Source organism: Staphylococcus argensis, from assembly GCF_002902305.1.
Lineage (GTDB): Bacteria > Bacillota > Bacilli > Staphylococcales > Staphylococcaceae > Staphylococcus > Staphylococcus argensis.
This window is the reverse complement of the sequence record NZ_PPPX01000004.1, coordinates 75947-95888: the sequence shown is the minus strand read 5'-3', so window position 1 is coordinate 95888 and position 19942 is coordinate 75947. Positions and strand designations below refer to the sequence as shown.

The following is a 19942-nucleotide window of genomic DNA, read 5'->3' as shown; positions in this document are numbered from 1 at the left end:
AACTAATTCTTTTCGCTCAAAGAGCTCGAAGAATGGATTTTCGTTGTGGTCTAGATCCATCAAGCGTCTCGAGTACACATTGAAAATTTGCTCAAGAATTTATTTTAAGCTTGCTTTTTATTTATCTCAGAAGTCAATTCACATTTATGTCTCAAGCTCCGCATCTACTTCTCATACACAGAGCTTTTATTACTCGTCTGTTGGATGGCTCACAGATTTTACCTTTGCTTCAAGTTGGTCGAGTAATCCGATCCATTCATCAATATCTTCCACGCGTACTTGGTTAGGATTCACTTGATCAATATCAGTGATAAATTGTTCTAAACGAGATTTAATTTGATCGATAGTTTGTGTTTCAGACATGTATGATTAGCTCCTTTTTATCTAGTAAACTCATCTTAACATGACACACTTCTGTTTGAACAGGTCTCAAGGACTTCACTAAATTACCCCTAACTGTTATGATGTTCAGTGATTAATAATTACGTGAGACAATGCCATTTACTTTTTTAAAATGAGTTTGGGCAAAGTAACATTGCGAATCACCTCACATACATACACGAATCCCTCTGAAGCCCAAGACTTTGTTTAAAATCACCACCTAACGTAAGTAAAAATGATATTGGAGATATAATAGAAAGAAGGATATAGAATGACGTTATATACCGTCAATCGGAAGCAACCGATTTCAATCAATAATGACCCTTGGGAGGCTTATAATGATATTGAGAAACACGGTCGCTTAACATTAAGCAACGTCGAATTTACGACGACGAATCTCTGTAATATGCGTTGTAGTCACTGTGCGGTCGGTTATACACTGCAGACGAAGGACCCAGAGCCGCTTCCAATGGATTTAATCTATCGGAGATTAGACGAAATACCACATCTGACTACGATGTCGATTACAGGCGGCGAGCCGATGTTCTCAAAGAAATCAATCAAGAATGTAATCAAACCTTTACTCAAATATGCGCAAGATCGCGGCATATACGTACAGATGAACTCCAACTTAACATTGCCTCAAGATCGCTATCTCGATATTGCTGAATATATTGATGTGATGCATATTTCACATAACTGGGGAACGATTCAAGAGTTTACTGATGTTGGTTTCGGAGCAATGAAGAAACAACCACCACTCAAAGCGAAACTTAAGTTATATGAACAAATGTTAGACAATGCTTCAACGCTATCAGAGCAAGGCATGTTTATCTCAGCTGAGACGATGCTCAATCAAAGTACTGTCCCTTATTTAGATAAGATTCATCGTGAAATTGTTGAAGATATGAAATGTAGTCGTCACGAAGTCCACCCTATGTATCCTGTGGACTTTGCGAGCAGTTTAAATGTCTTATCATTACAAGAAATGAAAGATGCCATTCGTCATCTGCTTGAAATTCGTGATCCAGAAACTTGGATGCTCTTTGGTACGTTGCCGTTCTATCCTTGTATTGATGATGCGAGCGACCAAGCATTACTTCAAGATTTGCGTAATGCACATAATGTGACGATGCGTAATGATCCAGATGGACGCAATCGTTTAAATGTGAACGTCTTTACTGGAGATGTCATTGTCACTGACTTTGGTGATGACAATGGTTCGATTTCTAACATTCAGCACGATCGCTTAACTGATGTATTTGATCAATGGCTTGAAACGTCATTAGCGCAATCGTTAAATTGTCATTGTCCTGCATTCAAATGCTTGGGTCCTAACGTTCTAGTCAAGGACACGTATTATCCAAATACTAATTTCAGACATAATGAGAAGATTATGCATGAGAAATATAATATGAAGTAAGAGGAAGCGTTACATTCGTGTCATCGTTGAAGTCATCCTCATACTTTCATGCTTAATCTTCAAGCAACAGTTAACCCCCAAGATGAGATAATAGATTCCTCATCCTGGGGGTCTTCGTATATCTTGATACCTAACGTTAGAATTACTCTAAATCTAATGTTTTAGATAAGAATTCAATTGTGTGTTTACTTTCTTGACGACGTTCTTTTCTGCGTTTCACTCGTGCTATTGCAGTTTCGTGGAACCATTTTTCAATTTCAGTTTCTGGAACGACATCAGGAATTTCAGTAGGTTTACCGTCTTCACCTAGTGCAACAAATGTTAAGAAACTTAAGGCAGCTAAATGACGTTCACCTTTCAATACGTCTTCCATGATAATTTGAATACATACTTCCATTGAAGATGTTCCTGCATATGAAACCATTGCTTCGTAAGTTAAGACGTCCCCTGTCTTAATCGGTTTCAAGAAGTCTACTGAGTCCGTAGAAGCAGTTACCACGATAGCGTTACTGTGGCGCATCGCTGTGATTGCGGCAATTTCGTCAATGTTAGCCATCAATGTTCCACCAAATAACGTCTGCATGTGGTTAGTATCTTGAGGATATACTTGTCTATTCTTAATGCTCTTACTTTCGGCCATAGTTTTAGAATGTCTATTACTCATTATTATTTCCCTTTCATTAGTTGTATTGTGCAAACATACACATTATATCGGAAAATAAATCGTTTTAAAAGCACTTGAGATTAAAGATTATGCTTGCGCCCAATTTCCGTTCTCAAATACAGGTACCTCTTCATCGTCTTGAGTAATACCTGTGATGCGTAAATCAGGACTACCAATCATAAAGTCAACATGAACGAGAGAGTCGTTAAGACCACTTTCAAGTTTCTCTTCAGTAGACATCTCAGTTCCACCTTTAACGTTAAAGCCATAAGCAGAACCTAAAGCTATATGACAAGATGCATTCTCATCGAATAGTGTATTGTAGAAGACCGTATTGCGATTTGAAATAGGTGAATCATCTGGAACGAGCGCAACTTCACCTAAACGTTTAGCTCCGTCATCTGTGTTCAGTAAATCACGTAATACAGATTCGCCTTGTTCAGCTTTAAAGTCCACTACTTCCCCATCTTTGAATGTCAATGTGAAGCCATCAATGATTGTACCATTGTAGCTAAGTGGTAACTTGTTCGTTACATGTCCATCAACTTTCATGCGATGAGGTGCAATGAACACTTCTTCAGTTGGAATATTTGCGACGAATTCTTGTCCGTTTGAAGTGTAGCTTGTTGCATCTTCCCAGATATGGCCTTCTGGTAGACCAATTGTTAAATCCGTACCTTCAGAAACATAGTGTAACGCTTTGAAATTTGCTTTTTGTAAATAGTCAGCATGAACACTTAAATTATCCACGTGTTCTTTCCAGTTCTGAACTGGATCGTTGCCATCTACTCTAACGATGTCGAACACTTCATCAATAAATTTCTCAAACGCTTCTTCAGTAGATAACTCTGGATAAACGCGTTGAGCCCAAGCCTTAGATGGGAAGGCTGCGACACACCATGGAAATTCGTTCTTCTGAGTTGCTTCCATATAGTCTTTGTAGGCTTTACCATACTGTTGTTGGAAAGCAGCAATCTTCTCACTATCGATGCCATTGAGTAAATTAGGATCATCTGTAAGTAAAGCGAGGTTCGCTGCACCACGTTTCATGTAATCCATACGTGCTTCTACGTCATAGTCTTTGACCGCGTTATTCTCAAAGTATGACACTGGTTCATTCTCATAGCGTAAACGTTTCAACGTATCATCACTATAGTTTACACGTACGTCTGACGCACCGCGACGATATGCGGCTGCTACGATTTCATGTGTGAGTTCTAAAGCATCTACGCTTGAGCGGATAAATACAGGTTGTCCCTCTTGTACATTCATCCCTACTTGTACGAGCAACTCTGCATATTGCTGTAATTTATCTTGATAAGTTGTCATTCCCTTTCACCTCTTATTGACGTAATTGGCCAAGTGAATCAGCAATTGCTGTAATTTCACTAGGTGTAAATGAATCCTTCATAGAAACATAGCTATGAATTTGTTTAATTTCATCTGAATCTGCGTCCTCAAATTTATCAGGATCGATTAAACTTTGATTCACGACATTCAGTTTTTGTCTAATTTCCTCAATCATCTCTTTATTTGACGCCATATTCATCTTCACTCCTTTATTTCAACATTCTATCAAATTATCATTTATTGTAAAATGTTGGATAAGTTGTGTTTGAGTCATTATAGTAGACTATATAGTATAACGATGAGAAGAAACAAGCAGGAGGTATACATATGGTAACAGTGGCATTTGTATGTTTAGGAAATATTTGTCGTTCACCGATGGCAGAAGCGATTATGCGTCAACGCTTGAAAGACCGTGGTATTGAAGGCATCGAAGTCCAATCTCGTGGTACAGGACGTTGGAACTTAGGCGAACCCCCTCACCCGGGTACTCAAGATATTCTTGATGAACATGATGTGCCTTATGATGGTATGATTAGTGAATTATTCACTGCAGATGATGACTTTGACTACATCATCGCCATGGATCAAAGCAATGTGGATAATATTCGCCAAATTAATCCAAATCTTCAAGGGCAATTGTTTAAACTGCTAGAATTTAGTAATATGGAAGAGACAGATGTACCGGACCCTTACTATACAAATAATTTTGAAGGTGTTTATGAAATGGTACAATCATCTTGTGATAATTTGATCGATTTCATCGTGAAAGATGCAAATCTAGGAGAGGAGTAATATTATGCAAAACAAATTAGTTCCTGGTATTCTTATCGGCGCAGTCGTTGGCGGCTTAGCGACTTTAGCTGATAAATCAACACGCCAATCTTTACGCCGTTCAGTGAAAGATATCAAAGAAGGTAATCGTTCTTCTAAACCTTCAGCTATCTCAAACATTAAAGACGAAGTCCTCTACTGGAAAGATACTTTAGAAGAAATTAGACGTAAAAATCCAGATCTAGAGAAACAACTTATGAGTGCGAAAGACACTTTAATGGATGCGAAAGATACAATTATGGAGCGTAAAAATAATCGCTTAAACTAATCGTATTCGGGCAAAATAACTTATAATTTTACCAAAAACAATTTATATTACACAATACCTTACACATATGCTTAACTCTTTCGAAGGGTTAAGCATATTTTATTATTAAATGGGTAAAACACATTATGCGCTACAATATATACAGAAATGAGAACTATCGATATATATTGTGATTTAATGATTCACAAATAGAGTGTTGTTTGTGTAAGCATTTTCAAGTATATTAATAATAATGAAATTGAGAGGAGGATGTCTTTCTATGAAAAAAGATAACCCACCTAGACATCAGAAGGTTGACGAAGATCGTACATATATTCAACCTCAAGAATTTAAATCTAAAGATCCAAAAAAAGACAATCAAGAGTTCTTCGTTTCTCGCATCAATAAACCTGCGAAATATACGAAGAATGCAAATTTCTTACAGTATCTTATCTATCGTATCGGCAAGGATGATGCTTCAGGAATGGCAGCACAACTCTCTTATTACTTTATGCTGTCACTCTTCCCTATGCTCATCTTCTTGCTCTCAATCGTACCGCTTGTTGGAGTGAAGCCAACAACGATTAAAGATATGATTACTGAACACGTACCTGCTGATTACACTTCACAAGTATCATCGATTATTGATGATATTATGGGTAATGCTAGCGGTGGCGTACTGTCTATCGGTTTGATCTTGGCATTGTGGTCAGCTTCAAACGGTATGACACAAATCATGAATGCCTTTAACGTCGCTTATGACGTAGAAGACAACCGTAACTTTATCGTCAGTAAGTTATTGAGTGTCATCTTTACATTATGTATGGTTATCGTAATGCCAATCGCATTAATCTTACCAACATTTGGACAACAAATTGGTGACCTTTTGTTTGGCCCTATTGGCTTAGGCGATCAAGTGAAATGGGTCTTCAATCTCGTACGTATCGTGCTACCGATTATCATCGTATTAATCAGCTTTATCGTACTTTATACGCTAGCACCAAATGTGAAGATTAAATTGTTATCTGTGATTCCAGGTGCAATCTTCTCAACGATCGTCTTCTTAGTTGGTTCTTATTTATTTGGAATTTACATTTCAAATTTCTCTAACTACTCTAAGACGTATGGTAGTTTAGCAGGTATCATCATCTTGATGTTATTCCTTTACATCGTAGGTTTCATCATCATTATTGGTGCTGAGATTAACGCGATCTTCCACCAACGCAAGATTGTAGATGACAAGACACCTGAAGAGAAATCTGTTTCTGAGATTGAGAACGGCGAAGGTGCTTGTGACAATGAAGATGGCGAGGCTAATGCTAACAGTTCATCTTCCACTTCTGGTAAAAGTAGTGAGAATGATGAGGCGAACGCTGAAGACAACCAAGCATCAGGTAGTGTAGTTCATTCACCTAATGACAAAGGAAATACAACATCAGGTCGTGATCGAGAAGCATCTGTTCAATCATCTGATGATAACAATAAACAACATTCAAACGATACTTCAGATCAGCATAAAGCATCTAAAGATCACACTTCTTCAAATCAAGCATCAACTAAGCAAGCTAATAACGAAGAAGGTCACTACGACGACAGCCCAAACAATAAATAAACTGTCGCGAATCCTATAATCAACACAGAATGACTAAATACGATATACTAAATAGGCAACGTCATAACGTTGCCTTTTTCTATAACAAATTCATGTGTGGAGGGGTACATATGACACTATTACAAAACATTTTAAAATATAATGAGTCTTTCGTTGCCAACAAAGACTTCGAACAATATAAGACAAGCAAGAATCCTGACAAGAAAGCTGTATTATTCACGTGCATGGACACACGTTTACAAGACTTAGGAACAAAAGCGCTCGGCTTCAACAATGGCGACATTAAAGTCGTGAAAAATGCAGGAGCCGTTATTACACACCCATATGGTTCAACAATGCGCAGTCTACTCGTCGCGATTTACGCTTTAGGCGCAGAAGAAATTATCATTATGGGACATAAAGATTGTGGTATGGGCTCAATCGACGTAGACGCTGTGAAAGAGACGATGAAAGAACGTGGCATTAAAGAAGAGACACTTGATATTCTCAATCGTTCAGGCATTGATGTGAATCACTTCTTAGAAGGTTTCTCTGATGTGTTCGAACGCGTGCAACATAACATCGATATCGTCTACAACCATCCTCTATTCGATCGCTCAATCCCTGTCCATGGCTTAGTCATTGATCCTGCGACAGGTGAACTTGATCTCGTTCACGACGGTTATAAGACACAGCAATAAGCGCATCAGTTGCTTGCTTTGATAAAGTAACTCAACTTAATCATAAAGCTCCAAAGGTTGAAACCATACCTTTGGAGCTTTTCTCATCATGTTATTAAATTAATTTATGTTGGAAAGCATAAATTACTGCTTGCGTTCTATCTTGAACTTCGAGTTTGCTAAGAATGTTACTGACATGCGTCTTCACTGTTTTAATCGTAATGTGAGAGGCACTCGCGATTTCTTGGTTAGAATATCCTTTCGCGATAAGTAATAAGATTTCCATCTCACGCTCAGTTAACATTTCGTAAAGTTCTGCGCGTTGTTTCATTCGATTACGCATTTTAACTAATACTTCCGCTTCAAAGACCGATTCGCCGTTATACGTCTTGCGAATCGCTTCAGCAATGTCGCTCGCGCTCGTCGTCTTGAGAATGTAACTATCGACGCCCGCGTCTAATGCTCTGTAAACTTCATTGTCTTCAATATAACTTGTAAGCATTAGCACTTTAATATGCGGTAAATCTTTCTTGATTTGCGTTGTAGCTTCTACGCCATCCATATCATCCATCACAAGATCCATCAATATTAAATCAGGTTGCAATTCGTGCGCTTTCTCAATGGCATCTTTCCCTGATTCCCCTTCCCCTACGACTTCGAGGTCAGGTTGAGTTGATAGGTAACTCGAAATTCCGATACGTACCATCTCATGGTCATCAACGAATAATACTTTAATCATCAATTAATTCCTCCTTGTTCAACGGTGCTTTCACTTCAATACGTGTCCCTGAATCTGGCAAGGATACAATGTGGAAGTTCGCGCCGATCTCTAGCGCACGTTCACGCATATTCTTTAATCCATAACTTTGTTCAACTTTATCGTCTACGTTAAACCCTTTACCGTCATCTTGTATACGTAATAGTAAATAATCTTCTTTATTGAATAATTCAATCGTCACTTTCGTTCCATTTGAGTGACGCAGTGTATTTGAAATCGCCTCTTGTGTAATTCGGAATAAATGATCTTCAATGCCTTTAGGTACTTTAAAATCTTCAATTTGATGTACCACCTTCATCGGCACTTTCTTCTGAAGATCAACGACTAAGTCTTTGATGCCTTCTCCTAGCGATTTATCTTTCAATCCGATAGGTCTGAGATGTAAAAGTAAGGCTCTCATTTCAAGTTGCGAATCTTGAACCATCTTCTCCAATGTAGGTATTTGCTGATCGAGAGGCGGCTCTAACTTCGATTCTTTAATCGCTGACAGCATCATGCTCGCCGCAAACAGTTGCTGACTGACTGAATCGTGTAACTCTCGCGCTAAACGTTGGCGCTCGTCTTCGATGATCTTCTTCACTTTCTTATCATTGATGTTATATGACTCGTTAGTTAAATTCTGTGTCTTTATACGCAGTTTATGTACTTCTTGATTGAGTGGCACCAACGTTTGATAAAGCGCGATGGTTTCATTGTACAATTCAATATTTTGATCGTTAATGCCTACCGTCTCGCCTTCGATTGAACGTTCAATCTGTTCTTGGAGCCAGTGATTTTGTTGATTAATCTTATAAGCGAGCACAGCCCCTACGATAATACAAAGTAAGATGATAACAATATTTAAGAATAAAAATACTGGAATACCAAATATTTGCGTATAGAACATGCCTTGAAAATAAATGATATTCACAAATATTTTATCAATAAAGAGAAATGCGAACAGCATACTGTAGACGAGGATTAACATAGATCCTATGGCTCTTATGTAGTGATTCACTTGTAAATCACCTCGATATCGCCGATAAATGTTGAAACATAGATATTTACAGTATAATTATCCGGTTTCGTTTCTTCTTTCACACTAATATTTGTATTTTCTACTTTGTAGTTCTGTTCATTGATGTAAGCATTGCCGAAAAATGCCGTAAAATGAAGATGAATATTGTAATTCAGTGGGACGACGACTTGAACTTTACCCACAAGGTGGCGCACTACAATAACGTTATGCTCTTTAATATTCGCTGCTTTCGTCATATCGATGTCAATTTCACCGATACCATGTTGAATTTGTAAGTCCTCCCATTTATAGACGTAATGCGGCGTACGTTGTTGTCCGAACCACTTCTGTTTAATAAATTGAGGACTTTCAACCGCTTCATCCGTGGCCACTACTTTTAACGGTCTCAATTTATAAAGTAAGTAACGGATGATCATTACCATCAAGAACAGAAAGAGAATAATGATTGTATATTTATTGGATAGCAAGGTAAATGCTACGAGTAACACACCTATCCAAAAAGCGAGAAGCCCTCTGACTTTATGAAAGTAGAGATAACCCACATAAACGAGGATACATCCTAGTAATAGAACGAGTAAGAAACCAATTTTTTCAAAAAAGATATAGTAAAAATTGGCTACAATCATCAACGCAGTAAAGATGATTAGCATCTCCGTTGATATATATTTGTGTGTCATATTTCGCCGCCTTTCTTCTACGTGTTTCGTAACATTTATGAATGATAGAGTGCGCATTGAGACCTGGTGCGAGTGGCATCGTATCATCGTATCGTTACTATAGAATACTCTTTAAATCCACCATAAGAAATGGATAGAATTAGCACGCAAGTCTCGAAGATCACTGACGCAAGCGCACCCTATTCCCTATTTCACTCAAATCGCATACTGGCCTAAGCGCAATTGTTGCAGCATGTCACACTCTGCTTCAGTAGATAGTTTCTCTTGATGTTGCGCTGTAATCGTCGTTTCTAGCTCCGCATAAGTCGCTTCATAATGATTGAGTTGTGACGTAATCGCTTCAATATCTGCACTTTCTATCTTACATGCTGAAATATTTTTAGCACTATCGATAATGTCGATATATTTATTTTCCAATGTTAACGATAGACTGTCAATTAACTTTCTTATTGACGCCTGTTTCAATACTAAGTAGCGGATATAACGTTCAATGTCTTGAAGTCGATAATCCAGTTCTTGCCAACGCGCACGCATACTTTTGTCTAATAATTGTTTACACATCTTATCCATATAAGTCCATAATATATTCATAGAATCACCTCTGCAGCAAGCACGATTATGTGTACCTTGCTGACTTTATTCTCTGTATTTCTTCTAGAAGTCGGATTTATTCTAGGTTAGATTCTATTATAAAAAATTTCCGAAGCCAGAATAATAGGCTCCGGAATGATTTCTATTTCAGACTTAAGGCTTAAGCGTCGTTGTCTTCAATTTTAGTAGTTAAGATTGGACCATCTTTAGTCACGATCACTGTATGTTCAATTTGAGCGACCATGCTGCGATCTGTCGTTTCGAATGCCCAATCATTTTTACCTTCGACCACATAAGTCGCGTTAGAAGAGATGAATGGTTCAACAGCAATGACCATCCCTTCTTTAAGTAACGTCTTCTCTTTAGGATCGAAGTAGTTGAGCACGTGGCTTGGTGCCTCATGAAGTGAACGTCCTACACCATGACCAGTGAGCGTCTTAATCACTTTCAAATCATTCTTTCGCGCTGTAGCGTGTACCGCTTTACCGATCTGACTCAATTTACCGCCTGGTTTAATCTTCGTCATCGCTTGTTCAAACGCTTCTAAAGCAACGTCGCACACTTTCTGCTTCATAGGATTATCACTTTCACCTACAACGAATGAAATCCCTGTATCAGCATAGAAACCATTTTTTAAAGCTGAAACGTCAATGTTGACTAAATCACCTTCACGGATCTTACGTTTACCAGGGATGCCGTGAGCGACCTCTTCATTTACACTGATACAAGTTTGGCCTGGGAAGCCTTCATCATGGATAGGTGCAGAAGTTGCACCGTGTTCTTCAAACAAATCTTTAGCAATTTGATCGAGCTCTCGTGTCGTAATACCTGGTTCAGTAGCAGCTTTCATCTTATCACGAACGAGTGCGCAAATATATCCAATATCTTTCAATCCTTGTAATTCTTCATCTGTTTTTACTATCATGAATTGATCCCGTTCCTTTTTTCTCATTTTTATCGTCCATCTTATTATAGCAAACTTTTTTTGATATAATAAATAAGAGTTATTTTCTTCTTAAAATATCGTCCTTAAACGACGAAACATCAAAGATCAATCACACTATAGGCTAGGAGATCCACTATGCGAGAAAAATGGTACAAAAATTTAATTGGCGCGCGTACGATTAAGACAGGCTTAGCAACCTTTCTAACTGCTTGGTTCTGTTTATTGTTACACATGAATCCTATCTTCGCGATATTGACGGCTATCGTCACGATCGAACCGACAGCGAAAGCGTCATTACACAAAGGCTACAGACGTTTACCAGCAACAGTTATTGGTGTCGTCTTTGCAGTTGTCTTCACATATTTCTTCGGTGACGATTCACCTTTCTCATATGCGTTAACCGCCCTATGTACTATCATTGTCTGTACGAAATTTAATTTGCAAGTCGGTACTACGGTTGCAACTATGACAGCTTTAGCGATGATTCCTGGTATCCATGATGCGTTTATCTATAACTTCTTTTCACGTTTTTTAACAGCCATTATAGGGCTCGTAACAGCAGGATTAGTTAACTTTATGGTCTTACCGCCGAAATACTACGCGCAGCTTGATAGCTTAATCAACAAGACAGAGTCGCAAATGTATAACCTTTATAGCAATCGTATGCAACAACTGTTGATCGGTAAGTTTAAATCCGATTCCTCAGAACGTGCATTGGATAAAGTAATCAGTTTGAATAATCGCGTAGATACTCTTCTAAGTTATCAGAAAGATGAACTAGGTTACCATAAACATCGTGATAAAGAGTGGATTCAAGTTCGACGTATTACGTCACGTTCACATACCAATCGATTGTTTATCACACATTTATCTAACATTATTTATTTACCTAAAAATGTTCAAGTCGTCTTTAATAGCGAAGAACGTCTAGCGATTCTTAAGATTTCGCAAAGCATTAATAATATCTTCTCTACAGGACACTTCGAGCGTGAGAAATCCTCTGCTTCTGTATTAAAGCGTTCTGTTAAAGGATTAAATGAATTTGACGACAATCAAATTAAAAGCCATATCATCTACGAAATCTTACTCATCTATCGCATTCTCGATGGACGGTATGCAAAGTAAGGATAGACTTTTTTCTATAAAATCGTGTTTAGAATAAGAGTAAATAGAGCTACTATAAATTTAAGAAGAAAAGTGGGACTGAACTTCACAATGTAGTCAGCCCCACTTTTCAGCTATTATTTACTTTTCTTCACACGGTCAACGATGACCCGTTTCGCCGCTTCTTCTTCTGTATTATCTAATTCACGTGGCTCGAATGGAATACCCTTACGCTCACATGCTTTTTCTAATAAATAGTCTGTAAGCTCATGGTTTTTCGGTAAAATAGGTCCGTGTAGATAAGTACCTAATAAATTCTTATAATGAATACCCTCTTTTTTATCCGTATCATTATTACCATAACCATGCGTCACATGACCTAACGTGCCGAAGTCATGATGTGTACGTCCACCGTGATTCTCAAAACCTACAATCGTGCCAAAGGTTTCACTCTCAATTACAATATCACCGGTCAGACGCTCTTTCTGTGACGTCGTATAGAAATCGAGGATACCCAGACCCTCAAGTTCTTTCCCGTCAGGAGTGATGTATTTCGTACCAAGGAATTGATAACCACCACAAACAGTGAGCCCCGGCATACCATCCTCAATAGCGGCTTTCAACGTATCTTTAATCTTGCTCAGCTCAGCTGTAGCGAGTGATTGTTCACGATCACTGCCTCCACCGATAAAGAAGATATCACACTCGTCTAACGTCACGCCTTCAGTTTCATTGATATCGACCACATTCAATTTAATATTACGCCATTTCGCACGTTGTTTAAGAGCAATGATATTCCCGATATCACTGTAAAGATTTAATTTATCTGGCATAAAGTGGTATACAGTCAGTTCGTTCATGACTTCGTTTCCTCCTCAAATGAGCGATTTAATTGCTCTAACATTGGAGCCAGAGATGTATAGTTCGGCACCGCAACTGTATAACTTGGATATTTCATCGTTAACACTGTCGCTTTGTAAATATCTTTCTCAACGCTTACAGGCACATCAATTTCTGCGAGTTTTAAACGTAACTGTAATTCTTCAGCACGAGTCCCCGTCACGATGATGGCTTCAATATCTTGTTCCTGTAACTTCTCGAAATCCGCGTCATAAATCCAAGATGTATCTCGGCCGTCAGCAGCATTGTCATTCAAGCTAATGACATAGACTTTCTTATGTTCCAACTGCTCACCTACTGACAGACTCGCGTTCATACCTGCAGGGTTTTTAGCCAAGTTAATCATCGCTTCTTTCGCACCAGACTTGAAGTATTGCATACGACCGTTGTCAGAAGTATACGTTTCGAACCCTTTCTGAATGGATTCGTGATTAAGTCCTAGCTCACGTAGCACAGTGTAAGCTGCAAGTGCGTTGTAAGCATTAAAGTCTCCAGCAATCTTCATATCTAAATATCGTCCATCGACTTTGATATTTAAAAATGGTGTCGTCTCAAAGTTTGAAATTTCATATTTAGGATGCTCACGCTTAAAGCCACATTCGCAGTGATAATGTCCAATCTGATTATAGTGCACGTAGTCATATGTAAGTAAACGACCACAATTTGGACAATACTTACTTTCATTCATCGTGCTTTGCTCGAAATCATGCGCATGCTTAGCTATACCGTAATAGACACGGTCATCGCTCGCTATTTTCAAACGACTCACGAATGGATCATCTGCATTAAGCAACATTTTAATCCCTTTATTACTGATCGCACGAGCAATATTCTCTACCATAATATCAATTTCACCGAAACGATCCATTTGGTCTCTGAAGAAGTTCGTAAAGACCATCATAGTAGGAGTAACTTCTTTCATCACACGAGGAATAGAGCCTTCATCAATTTCTATTACAGCAATCTTTGTTTCTGGTTTACTCTGAAGGATAAAGGCTGAGGTGATACCAGCTGCCATGTTGGCACCTTCATTATTATGTACAATATCAATATGATTTGCTCTTAGTGTATGACCGATGAGATTAGAAGTCGTCGTTTTACCATTTGTTCCACTGATAAATACAATCTCATCTACTTCTTGCGCTAAATTTCTTAATATATTTTTATCCACTCGACGTGCGACTTGGCCGGGTAAATCCGTACCCTTCTTTCCAGCCATCTTACTTGCCATACGTGCAAGCTTTGCCAAGTGGGTTGCCGTCCATTGTCTCATGTTCTTCCTCCTCTTATATCACTCAAATATTATAACACGAGCGACTATCTTTCCAAACCATTCTCAATTAAAAATGATTTTCATTCTCTCAGATTAGAATTATTTTAATTTGCAATTGAGAATAGACATGTTATACTACACTTAACAACTAAAGGGAGGATACAATTATGTTAGATAAAAAGTTATTAGATGCATTAAATGAACAAATGAACCACGAATACTATGCAGCACACGCATACATGGCTATGGCTGCTTACTGTGACAAGGAATCATACGAAGGTTTTGCAAACTTCTACATTCAACAAGCGAAAGAAGAACGATTCCACGGTAAGAAAATTTATGATTACATTAACGACCGTGGCGAACACGCTGTCTTCAGTGCACTTTCAGCACCTAAAGCAGAATTCAACAGCATCCTTGAAACATTCGAAGACGGTTTAGCTCAAGAACAAGATGTAACGCGTCGTTTCTACAACTTATCTGATATTGCAAATGAAGCGAAAGACTACGCTACAATTTCATTCTTAAACTGGTTCTTAGATGAGCAAGTTGAAGAAGAATCAATGTTCGAAACACATATCGATTACCTCAAACGTATCGGTGATGACTGCAATACATTATACTTATTCGAAAAAGAACTTGCTGAACGTTCTTTCGATGAAGAATAATTAAGTCAATTTAATTCTATTCACAAGGATTATCTATAATTTAATTGAACAAAAGCACTAAGATGTGTATCTCTCAGAGAATGCATCTTAGTGCTTGTTTATTGGTATTGGAATTATTTTTACGATGATGTGACGTTCGTTCGAGCTCTTCGTAACTTTACTTGCGCGAGGGATGACTGACTTCATAATGGCTTTCGCTTTTATGAAGTCTAGTCGTCCATGCGGGAGCAAGACGACGAGACTGGAACATTAATGCGAATTAACTTCTTAGATAAATCAAAAGCAAGCTTAAACTAAATTTTTGAGTAAATTTTCAATGTGTAATCGAGACGCTTGATGGAACTAGACCACAACGAAAATCCATTCTTAGAGCTCTTTGAGCGAAAAGAATTAGTTGAGTGTGGTCCTACGCAGTAGCTGTCTGAATTCGAGATAGCTAACGCTTTCTCGAACTCTAGCCATCTTTTCGGGGGAAAGACCACGAAATCATAGATTTCTGTCTTTCTCCCAAGCAAGCGAGAGTTTTAACATTGAAAATTAATAAGTTTTAATTTTGTCCCAGACTCTGTCTATTGTATGATTATCAAATAATATTATAGACCTTCGCTATTACTTTTAAGTAGACATTAGCGCAGTAGACGACTGAATTCGAAATTGCTTACGCAGTTTCGAACACTAGTCGTCCTTGTGGGGGCAAGACGACGAAATCATAGATTTCTGTCTCATTATTTCAGTACCGTTGAAGACATAAGTTTGAATACTATTTGTTCTAAGTAAGCAATTACGCAGTAGCTGTCTGACTTCATAATGGCTTTCGCTTTTATGAAGTCTAGTCAACCTTGCGGGAGCAAGACAACGAAATCGTAGATTTCTGTCTTGCTCCCGCACATTTATTGCTTGACTCATTATGTCGAAAGGATTAAATTCAGTGCATAACTTATTTCGCAAAGGAGGAACAAACGTGAACTCAGATAACGCATTCGTCGCTTTAGACTTTGAAACCGCAAACGGCAAACGCACAAGTATTTGTTCTGTCGGTATGGTTAAAGTTGTTCAACATCAAATCGTAGAAACATTTTATACGCTCGTGAACCCTAAAGATTACTTTTCCAAAACTAATATCGCAGTACACGGCATCCAACCTGAACAAGTGACAGACGCGCCTACCTTTGATGAGGTCTTCCCTTACATGCTCAAGTTTATCGACAACTTACCTGTCGTGGCGCACAACGCGGCATTTGATATGTCGGTCCTTCATGCAAGCTTGAAAGCACAGGATATCCCCACGCCAGAGATGACCTATTTCTGTTCCTGTCAGCTCGCACGTCGCACAGTCGACAACTATCGATATGGTTTGAAACATATGATGGATTTCTATCGTCTTGATTTCCACGGTCATCATGATGCGTTAAATGATGCTAAAGCATGCGCTATGATCACTTTCCGTCTTCTTAAACACTATGAAAGTCTAGATCATTTGCTTCAAGTGTACGGTAAACAGTTGACGGATAAGGATTATTAAGATGGGATAGCTGCCCTGGCCTTTCTCACTACAGAAAGTCATAAATACTCATATTCTCATACGTCGATTGTTCCAAATTCCCAACTGTTACACCGACGAGTCTAATGGGCACCTCAGGATCTTTCAAATCGGTATACAACTCATACGCGATGTTGTAAATATCTGTTTCATTTCGGATTGGGTCTCTTAAACTTCTCTGTTTAGAAAATGTCTCAAAGCGATACGTCTTGATCTTTACGGTCACTGTCTTCCCTGACTTCTGAATTCGAGAAAGTCGTTCTGCTGTCTTCGTACTGAGCTCCCAAATCTTATTTAACACTTGATCGTCGTCATTCATATCTGTCGCAAAGGTTCTTTCTGTTCCTACCGACTTGCGAATACGTTCAGATTTGACTGGGCTTTCATCGATACCACGCGCTTTATTGTATAAGCCATGCCCTCTTTTCCCGAAGAGTCGAATCAATTCTCTCTCACTTTTATCATATAGATCTTTACCAGTATAAATACCATTTGCATGCATCTTCTCTTCTGTAGTCGGCCCTACACCTCGAAAGCCCCCGATATCTAAATTCATCAATATATCATGCACATTATTATAATCAATAACGGTGAGATTATTGGGTTTATTCATTCCACTCGCAAGTTTTGCTAAAAATTTGTTATAAGAAACCCCTGCAGAAGCGGTAAGATGCGTCTGTTCATAAATGTCACGACGAATAAACTGCGCAATGCGAGAAGCGGGCAAATCAGGACGCACAAGATGTGTAATATCTAAGTATGCCTCGTCCAGAGACAATGGCTCCACAATTTCTGTATAACTACGAAAGATCGCCATAATTTGTTGTGAAGCCTCACGATATTTATCAAATCGAGGTGTCACATAATAACCGTCCGGACATAATTTATGAGCCTGAGCCATGGGCATTGCTGAGTGCACACCATACTTACGGGCCTCATAGGAAGCTGTAGACACTACACCACGCCCGCTCGCTTTACCACCTACAATGACCGGCTTACCTTTCAAATCTGGATTATCTCTCATCTCTACTTGTGCATAAAAGTAATCCATATCAATATGGATAATTCGTCGTTCTGCCACATGACTCACCTCCTTGCTAATGTTAGTCATCGTTATTTCTGTAGCCACAAGAAAAGCTCCGATACGTGTCTACTTCACTTAGTTATATTGTAACTAAAATGAAAGTGAGACACAGTTATCGGAACTGAAAGTTGTTATATTCATATACATCGTTTAAATTGATTTCACTTTATCTTCGCTTGTATAAAATATCACGCCATCACTACTATCTTCCACATACTTCACATGCTTATTCCATGCACTCGCAACGAAATACATATCGACAAGACAGTAACCTACATGGATGCTTGCGATAAAGATGAGCGCTGAATAAGAGAAGAAGACGAAAACGGCAAATAAACCTAAAGTAATCACGACTAGTGGCGCAATCATAATTGTGATATATTCCCATTTCTTGAATACTTTATCCGGCACATAGCTCGTAATAATTCCGAAGCGTTGGCGAAGTTGTGGTTTGCCCTTTTTCGCAAAGGCTTTATAGAGGACAAAGTGCATCGCTTCATGAACGATCACCATGAGAGCAGCGCCAAGTAAACCGTACAATATATTTAAGATAAAGTTCTCTTCGTGAACATGAGTGAATAAACGCGCACCTTTATAACAGATGAGGATGCTCATCATCACCACGATGACTTGTAAGAGAATAAAGCGCTCAATAGACTTTTTATTATTAAAGAAATTAAGTTTGACCACTGCTCGTCCTCCCAAATCTATATCGTATCAACAGTGTGAGCTCAAAAGCGTTATATTGTTACTGCTGACTCAATTACAACCTACTATAATGACTATATTTCTAAGATTGACGCACTAATTGCCCCACCGTCTCAACATGCGTCGTTTGTGGAAACATGTCTACTGGTGTAATTTCTACGAGATCGTATAAGTCCTTGAGTTGCGTCACATCACGCTGTTGTGTCGCTGGATTACATGAAATATAAATAATCTTCTTAGGTTGAAGTTCACGTAACGTTTGGATAAAGCGTTCGTCGCAACCTTTACGCGGTGGATCCACCATGACCACATCAGGACGAATACCTTGCTCTTTCCATTGTAGAATAACTTCTTCTGCTTTACCAGGGACAAAAGTCGTATTGTTAAATCCATTTCGAGTCGCATTAAGACGGGCATCCTCAATAGCATCAGGTATCACTTCTACCCCGTACACGTGTTTAGCTTTAGGTGCCATATAGAGACCAATTGTACCGATACCACAATACGTATCTAGCACGACTTCTTCACCTTGTAGATCCGCATAATCGAGCGCTTGCTGGTAAAGTTTTTCAGTTTGTGAAGCGTTGATTTGATAAAATGATTGATCGCTAATCTTAAATTCTACATCGGATAAGCGATCGTCAATTTGTTCGTCACCAAATAATAATATCGATTTCTTACCCATAATCACGTTGGAATGAGACATGTTAATATTCTGTTTGATACTCTTAATTTGAGGGAAGTGTGAGGTCAAACGTTGAACGAGCGTATTGCGTTGTTTAAACTTTTTACCATTCGTCACGAAGATGACCATGAGTTGATCTGTATAGTGACCGCTTCGAATCACCACATGACGCATGAGACCGCGCTTACTCCGTTCATCATAAACGCTCACACCAAGCTCATCGAACCACTGTTTCAATGCCACCATAATCTCATTCTGTGAAGGATGTTGAATCATGCATTCTTCCATATCAATGATATCGTGGCTCCGTTGTCTAAAGAAGCCCATCTTAACATGTCCATCTTTATTTCGCCCTACTGGTAATTGCGATTTATTGCGATAATACCAAGGGTCTTCCATACCAATTACGTCACGGATAGGTGTATCCGCAAAGTCTCCTTTACGATGGAATAAATTAACGACTTGTTCCCTCTTCATCGCAAGTTGCGCCTGATAATCCATGTGTTGGAGCTGACATCCGCCACACTTGTGATAGTACACACAAGGTGGGTCGACACGGGATTCACTCGCAACGTTGACTTGTTGCAACTTCCCTATCGCAAAGTTCTTCTTGACCTTAATAATCTTATATTCAATTTCCTCGTCTATTAACGCATAGGGTACAAAGATGGGATAGCGGTCAATCTTTACTACACCATGACCTTCGTGGGTTAAATCTTGAACTGTCCCTGTCTTTATATCGTTTTTCTTAATATCTATCATCTTACTCTCACTCCACATGAAAAGAGGTTAGGTACTGACTC

Annotated in this window: 21 protein-coding genes and 1 pseudogene; 8 read left to right on the top strand and 14 right to left on the bottom strand. The window is 38.7% G+C overall.

The features are described 5' to 3' along the window. Positions 1-189 precede the first annotated feature (189 nt). Entirely contained in the window at positions 190-363 is a 174-nt protein-coding gene (locus CD039_RS06705; RefSeq protein ID WP_103371677.1) for an SE1561 family protein, read from the bottom strand. A 289-nt stretch (positions 364-652) separates the two neighbouring features. On the opposite strand from CD039_RS06705, the gene yfkAB reads away from it, so the two are divergent. Continuing rightward, on the top strand, positions 653-1804 hold the full coding sequence (yfkAB, locus tag CD039_RS06700; protein ID WP_103371676.1) for a radical SAM/CxCxxxxC motif protein YfkAB: 1152 nt from the start codon (positions 653-655) through the stop codon (positions 1802-1804). Positions 1805-1946: 142 nt separating this feature from the next. Here yfkAB and CD039_RS06695 read toward each other — a convergent pair whose 3' ends face one another. The 3 genes from CD039_RS06695 to CD039_RS06685 form a co-directional block, all read right to left on the bottom strand. Further along, positions 1947-2468, bottom strand: a complete 522-nt coding sequence (locus CD039_RS06695; protein ID WP_040806999.1) for an acyl-CoA thioesterase — start codon at positions 2466-2468, stop codon at positions 1947-1949. 87 nt (positions 2469-2555) lie between these two features. Further along, positions 2556-3797, bottom strand: coding sequence for an aminopeptidase (locus CD039_RS06690; protein WP_103371675.1), 1242 nt, complete (start codon positions 3795-3797; stop codon positions 2556-2558). A gap of 13 nt (positions 3798-3810) precedes the next feature. Next, entirely contained in the window at positions 3811-4011 is a 201-nt protein-coding gene (locus tag CD039_RS06685; RefSeq protein WP_002472952.1) for a DUF1128 family protein, read from the bottom strand. 134 nt (positions 4012-4145) lie between these two features. Here CD039_RS06685 and CD039_RS06680 point away from each other — a divergent pair, with 134 nt between their 5' ends. The 4 genes and pseudogenes from CD039_RS06680 (at position 4146) to CD039_RS06665 (ending at position 7188) form a co-directional block, all read left to right on the top strand. Continuing rightward, a complete protein-coding gene (locus tag CD039_RS06680; protein ID WP_103371674.1) occupies positions 4146-4610 on the top strand; it encodes a low molecular weight protein-tyrosine-phosphatase in 465 nt (154 codons plus the stop codon). A gap of 4 nt (positions 4611-4614) precedes the next feature. Beyond that, the gene (locus CD039_RS06675) at positions 4615-4917 is read left to right on the top strand and encodes a hypothetical protein (RefSeq protein WP_002472981.1); all 303 of its coding nucleotides are present in this window, start codon (positions 4615-4617) and stop codon (positions 4915-4917) included. A gap of 259 nt (positions 4918-5176) precedes the next feature. Continuing rightward, a pseudogene (locus tag CD039_RS06670) lies at positions 5177-6158 on the top strand (YihY/virulence factor BrkB family protein); the annotation flags it as partial. Positions 6159-6618: 460 nt separating this feature from the next. Next, on the top strand, positions 6619-7188 hold the full coding sequence (locus tag CD039_RS06665; protein WP_103371673.1) for a beta-class carbonic anhydrase: 570 nt from the start codon (positions 6619-6621) through the stop codon (positions 7186-7188). A gap of 94 nt (positions 7189-7282) precedes the next feature. Here the strand turns inward: CD039_RS06665 and vraR are convergent, their stop codons facing one another. From vraR to map, 5 genes are all read right to left on the bottom strand, one after another. Continuing rightward, a complete protein-coding gene (vraR, locus tag CD039_RS06660; RefSeq protein ID WP_103371672.1) occupies positions 7283-7909 on the bottom strand; it encodes a response regulator transcription factor VraR in 627 nt (208 codons plus the stop codon). Continuing rightward, positions 7899-8942, bottom strand: a complete 1044-nt coding sequence (vraS, locus tag CD039_RS06655) for a sensor histidine kinase VraS (protein WP_103371671.1) — start codon at positions 8940-8942, stop codon at positions 7899-7901. Before vraS ends, vraR begins: the two co-directional genes overlap by 11 nt. Further along, the gene (vraT, locus tag CD039_RS06650) at positions 8939-9640 is read right to left on the bottom strand and encodes a cell wall-active antibiotics response protein VraT (protein WP_103371670.1); all 702 of its coding nucleotides are present in this window, start codon (positions 9638-9640) and stop codon (positions 8939-8941) included. Before vraT ends, vraS begins: the two co-directional genes overlap by 4 nt. Positions 9641-9835: 195 nt before the next feature. Beyond that, the gene (locus CD039_RS06645) at positions 9836-10231 is read right to left on the bottom strand and encodes a hypothetical protein (protein ID WP_103371669.1); all 396 of its coding nucleotides are present in this window, start codon (positions 10229-10231) and stop codon (positions 9836-9838) included. A gap of 160 nt (positions 10232-10391) precedes the next feature. Next, on the bottom strand, positions 10392-11156 hold the full coding sequence (map, locus tag CD039_RS06640) for a type I methionyl aminopeptidase (protein WP_103371678.1): 765 nt from the start codon (positions 11154-11156) through the stop codon (positions 10392-10394). A gap of 156 nt (positions 11157-11312) precedes the next feature. Here map and CD039_RS06635 point away from each other — a divergent pair, with 156 nt between their 5' ends. Beyond that, the gene (locus CD039_RS06635; RefSeq protein ID WP_103371668.1) at positions 11313-12302 is read left to right on the top strand and encodes an FUSC family protein; all 990 of its coding nucleotides are present in this window, start codon (positions 11313-11315) and stop codon (positions 12300-12302) included. 116 nt (positions 12303-12418) lie between these two features. Here CD039_RS06635 and gatD read toward each other — a convergent pair whose 3' ends face one another. Both gatD and murT read right to left on the bottom strand, forming a co-directional pair. Beyond that, positions 12419-13141, bottom strand: coding sequence for a lipid II isoglutaminyl synthase subunit GatD (gatD, locus tag CD039_RS06630; protein WP_103371667.1), 723 nt, complete (start codon positions 13139-13141; stop codon positions 12419-12421). Continuing rightward, positions 13138-14454 carry a lipid II isoglutaminyl synthase subunit MurT gene (gene murT / locus CD039_RS06625; protein WP_103371666.1) on the bottom strand — a complete coding sequence of 439 codons (1317 nt, stop codon included), beginning with the start codon at positions 14452-14454 and terminating at the stop codon, positions 13138-13140. The genes gatD and murT overlap by 4 nt, the downstream gene beginning before the upstream one ends. Positions 14455-14621: 167 nt before the next feature. Between murT and ftnA the strand changes: the two genes are divergently transcribed. Both ftnA and CD039_RS06615 read left to right on the top strand, forming a co-directional pair. Next, on the top strand, positions 14622-15122 hold the full coding sequence (ftnA, locus tag CD039_RS06620) for an H-type ferritin FtnA (RefSeq protein WP_049409299.1): 501 nt from the start codon (positions 14622-14624) through the stop codon (positions 15120-15122). A 961-nt stretch (positions 15123-16083) separates the two neighbouring features. Further along, a complete protein-coding gene (locus CD039_RS06615; protein ID WP_103371665.1) occupies positions 16084-16644 on the top strand; it encodes a 3'-5' exonuclease in 561 nt (186 codons plus the stop codon). 28 nt (positions 16645-16672) lie between these two features. On the opposite strand, the gene dinB is transcribed toward CD039_RS06615, so the two are convergent. The 3 genes from dinB to rlmD all read right to left on the bottom strand — a co-directional run bounded on the left by dinB (position 16673) and on the right by rlmD (position 19901). Further along, the gene (dinB, locus tag CD039_RS06610; RefSeq protein ID WP_103371664.1) at positions 16673-17743 is read right to left on the bottom strand and encodes a DNA polymerase IV; all 1071 of its coding nucleotides are present in this window, start codon (positions 17741-17743) and stop codon (positions 16673-16675) included. Positions 17744-17896: 153 nt separating this feature from the next. Next, the gene (locus CD039_RS06605) at positions 17897-18436 is read right to left on the bottom strand and encodes a DUF3267 domain-containing protein (protein WP_103371663.1); all 540 of its coding nucleotides are present in this window, start codon (positions 18434-18436) and stop codon (positions 17897-17899) included. A 100-nt stretch (positions 18437-18536) separates the two neighbouring features. Continuing rightward, positions 18537-19901: a 23S rRNA (uracil(1939)-C(5))-methyltransferase RlmD gene (gene rlmD / locus CD039_RS06600; RefSeq protein WP_103371662.1), complete on the bottom strand. Its 1365-nt coding sequence runs from the start codon at positions 19899-19901 to the stop codon at positions 18537-18539. Between the last annotated feature and the right edge of the window lie 41 nt (positions 19902-19942).

What these genes read in the sequence shown, in the direction of transcription:
- CD039_RS06705 (WP_103371677.1), bottom strand. Translation starts at nt 363, where the DNA reads ATGTCTGAAACACAAACTATCGATCAAATTAAATCTCGTTTAGAACAA.
- yfkAB (WP_103371676.1), top strand. Translation starts at nt 653, where the DNA reads ATGACGTTATATACCGTCAATCGGAAGCAACCGATTTCAATCAATAAT.
- CD039_RS06695 (WP_040806999.1), bottom strand. Translation starts at nt 2,468, where the DNA reads ATGAGTAATAGACATTCTAAAACTATGGCCGAAAGTAAGAGCATTAAG.
- CD039_RS06690 (WP_103371675.1), bottom strand. Translation starts at nt 3,797, where the DNA reads ATGACAACTTATCAAGATAAATTACAGCAATATGCAGAGTTGCTCGTA.
- CD039_RS06685 (WP_002472952.1), bottom strand. Translation starts at nt 4,011, where the DNA reads ATGGCGTCAAATAAAGAGATGATTGAGGAAATTAGACAAAAACTGAAT.
- CD039_RS06680 (WP_103371674.1), top strand. Translation starts at nt 4,146, where the DNA reads ATGGTAACAGTGGCATTTGTATGTTTAGGAAATATTTGTCGTTCACCG.
- CD039_RS06675 (WP_002472981.1), top strand. Translation starts at nt 4,615, where the DNA reads ATGCAAAACAAATTAGTTCCTGGTATTCTTATCGGCGCAGTCGTTGGC.
- CD039_RS06665 (WP_103371673.1), top strand. Translation starts at nt 6,619, where the DNA reads ATGACACTATTACAAAACATTTTAAAATATAATGAGTCTTTCGTTGCC.
- vraT (WP_103371670.1), bottom strand. Translation starts at nt 9,640, where the DNA reads ATGACACACAAATATATATCAACGGAGATGCTAATCATCTTTACTGCG.
- CD039_RS06645 (WP_103371669.1), bottom strand. Translation starts at nt 10,231, where the DNA reads ATGAATATATTATGGACTTATATGGATAAGATGTGTAAACAATTATTA.
- map (WP_103371678.1), bottom strand. Translation starts at nt 11,156, where the DNA reads ATGATAGTAAAAACAGATGAAGAATTACAAGGATTGAAAGATATTGGA.
- CD039_RS06635 (WP_103371668.1), top strand. Translation starts at nt 11,313, where the DNA reads ATGCGAGAAAAATGGTACAAAAATTTAATTGGCGCGCGTACGATTAAG.
- gatD (WP_103371667.1), bottom strand. Translation starts at nt 13,141, where the DNA reads ATGAACGAACTGACTGTATACCACTTTATGCCAGATAAATTAAATCTT.
- murT (WP_103371666.1), bottom strand. Translation starts at nt 14,454, where the DNA reads ATGAGACAATGGACGGCAACCCACTTGGCAAAGCTTGCACGTATGGCA.
- ftnA (WP_049409299.1), top strand. Translation starts at nt 14,622, where the DNA reads ATGTTAGATAAAAAGTTATTAGATGCATTAAATGAACAAATGAACCAC.
- rlmD (WP_103371662.1), bottom strand. Translation starts at nt 19,901, where the DNA reads ATGATAGATATTAAGAAAAACGATATAAAGACAGGGACAGTTCAAGAT.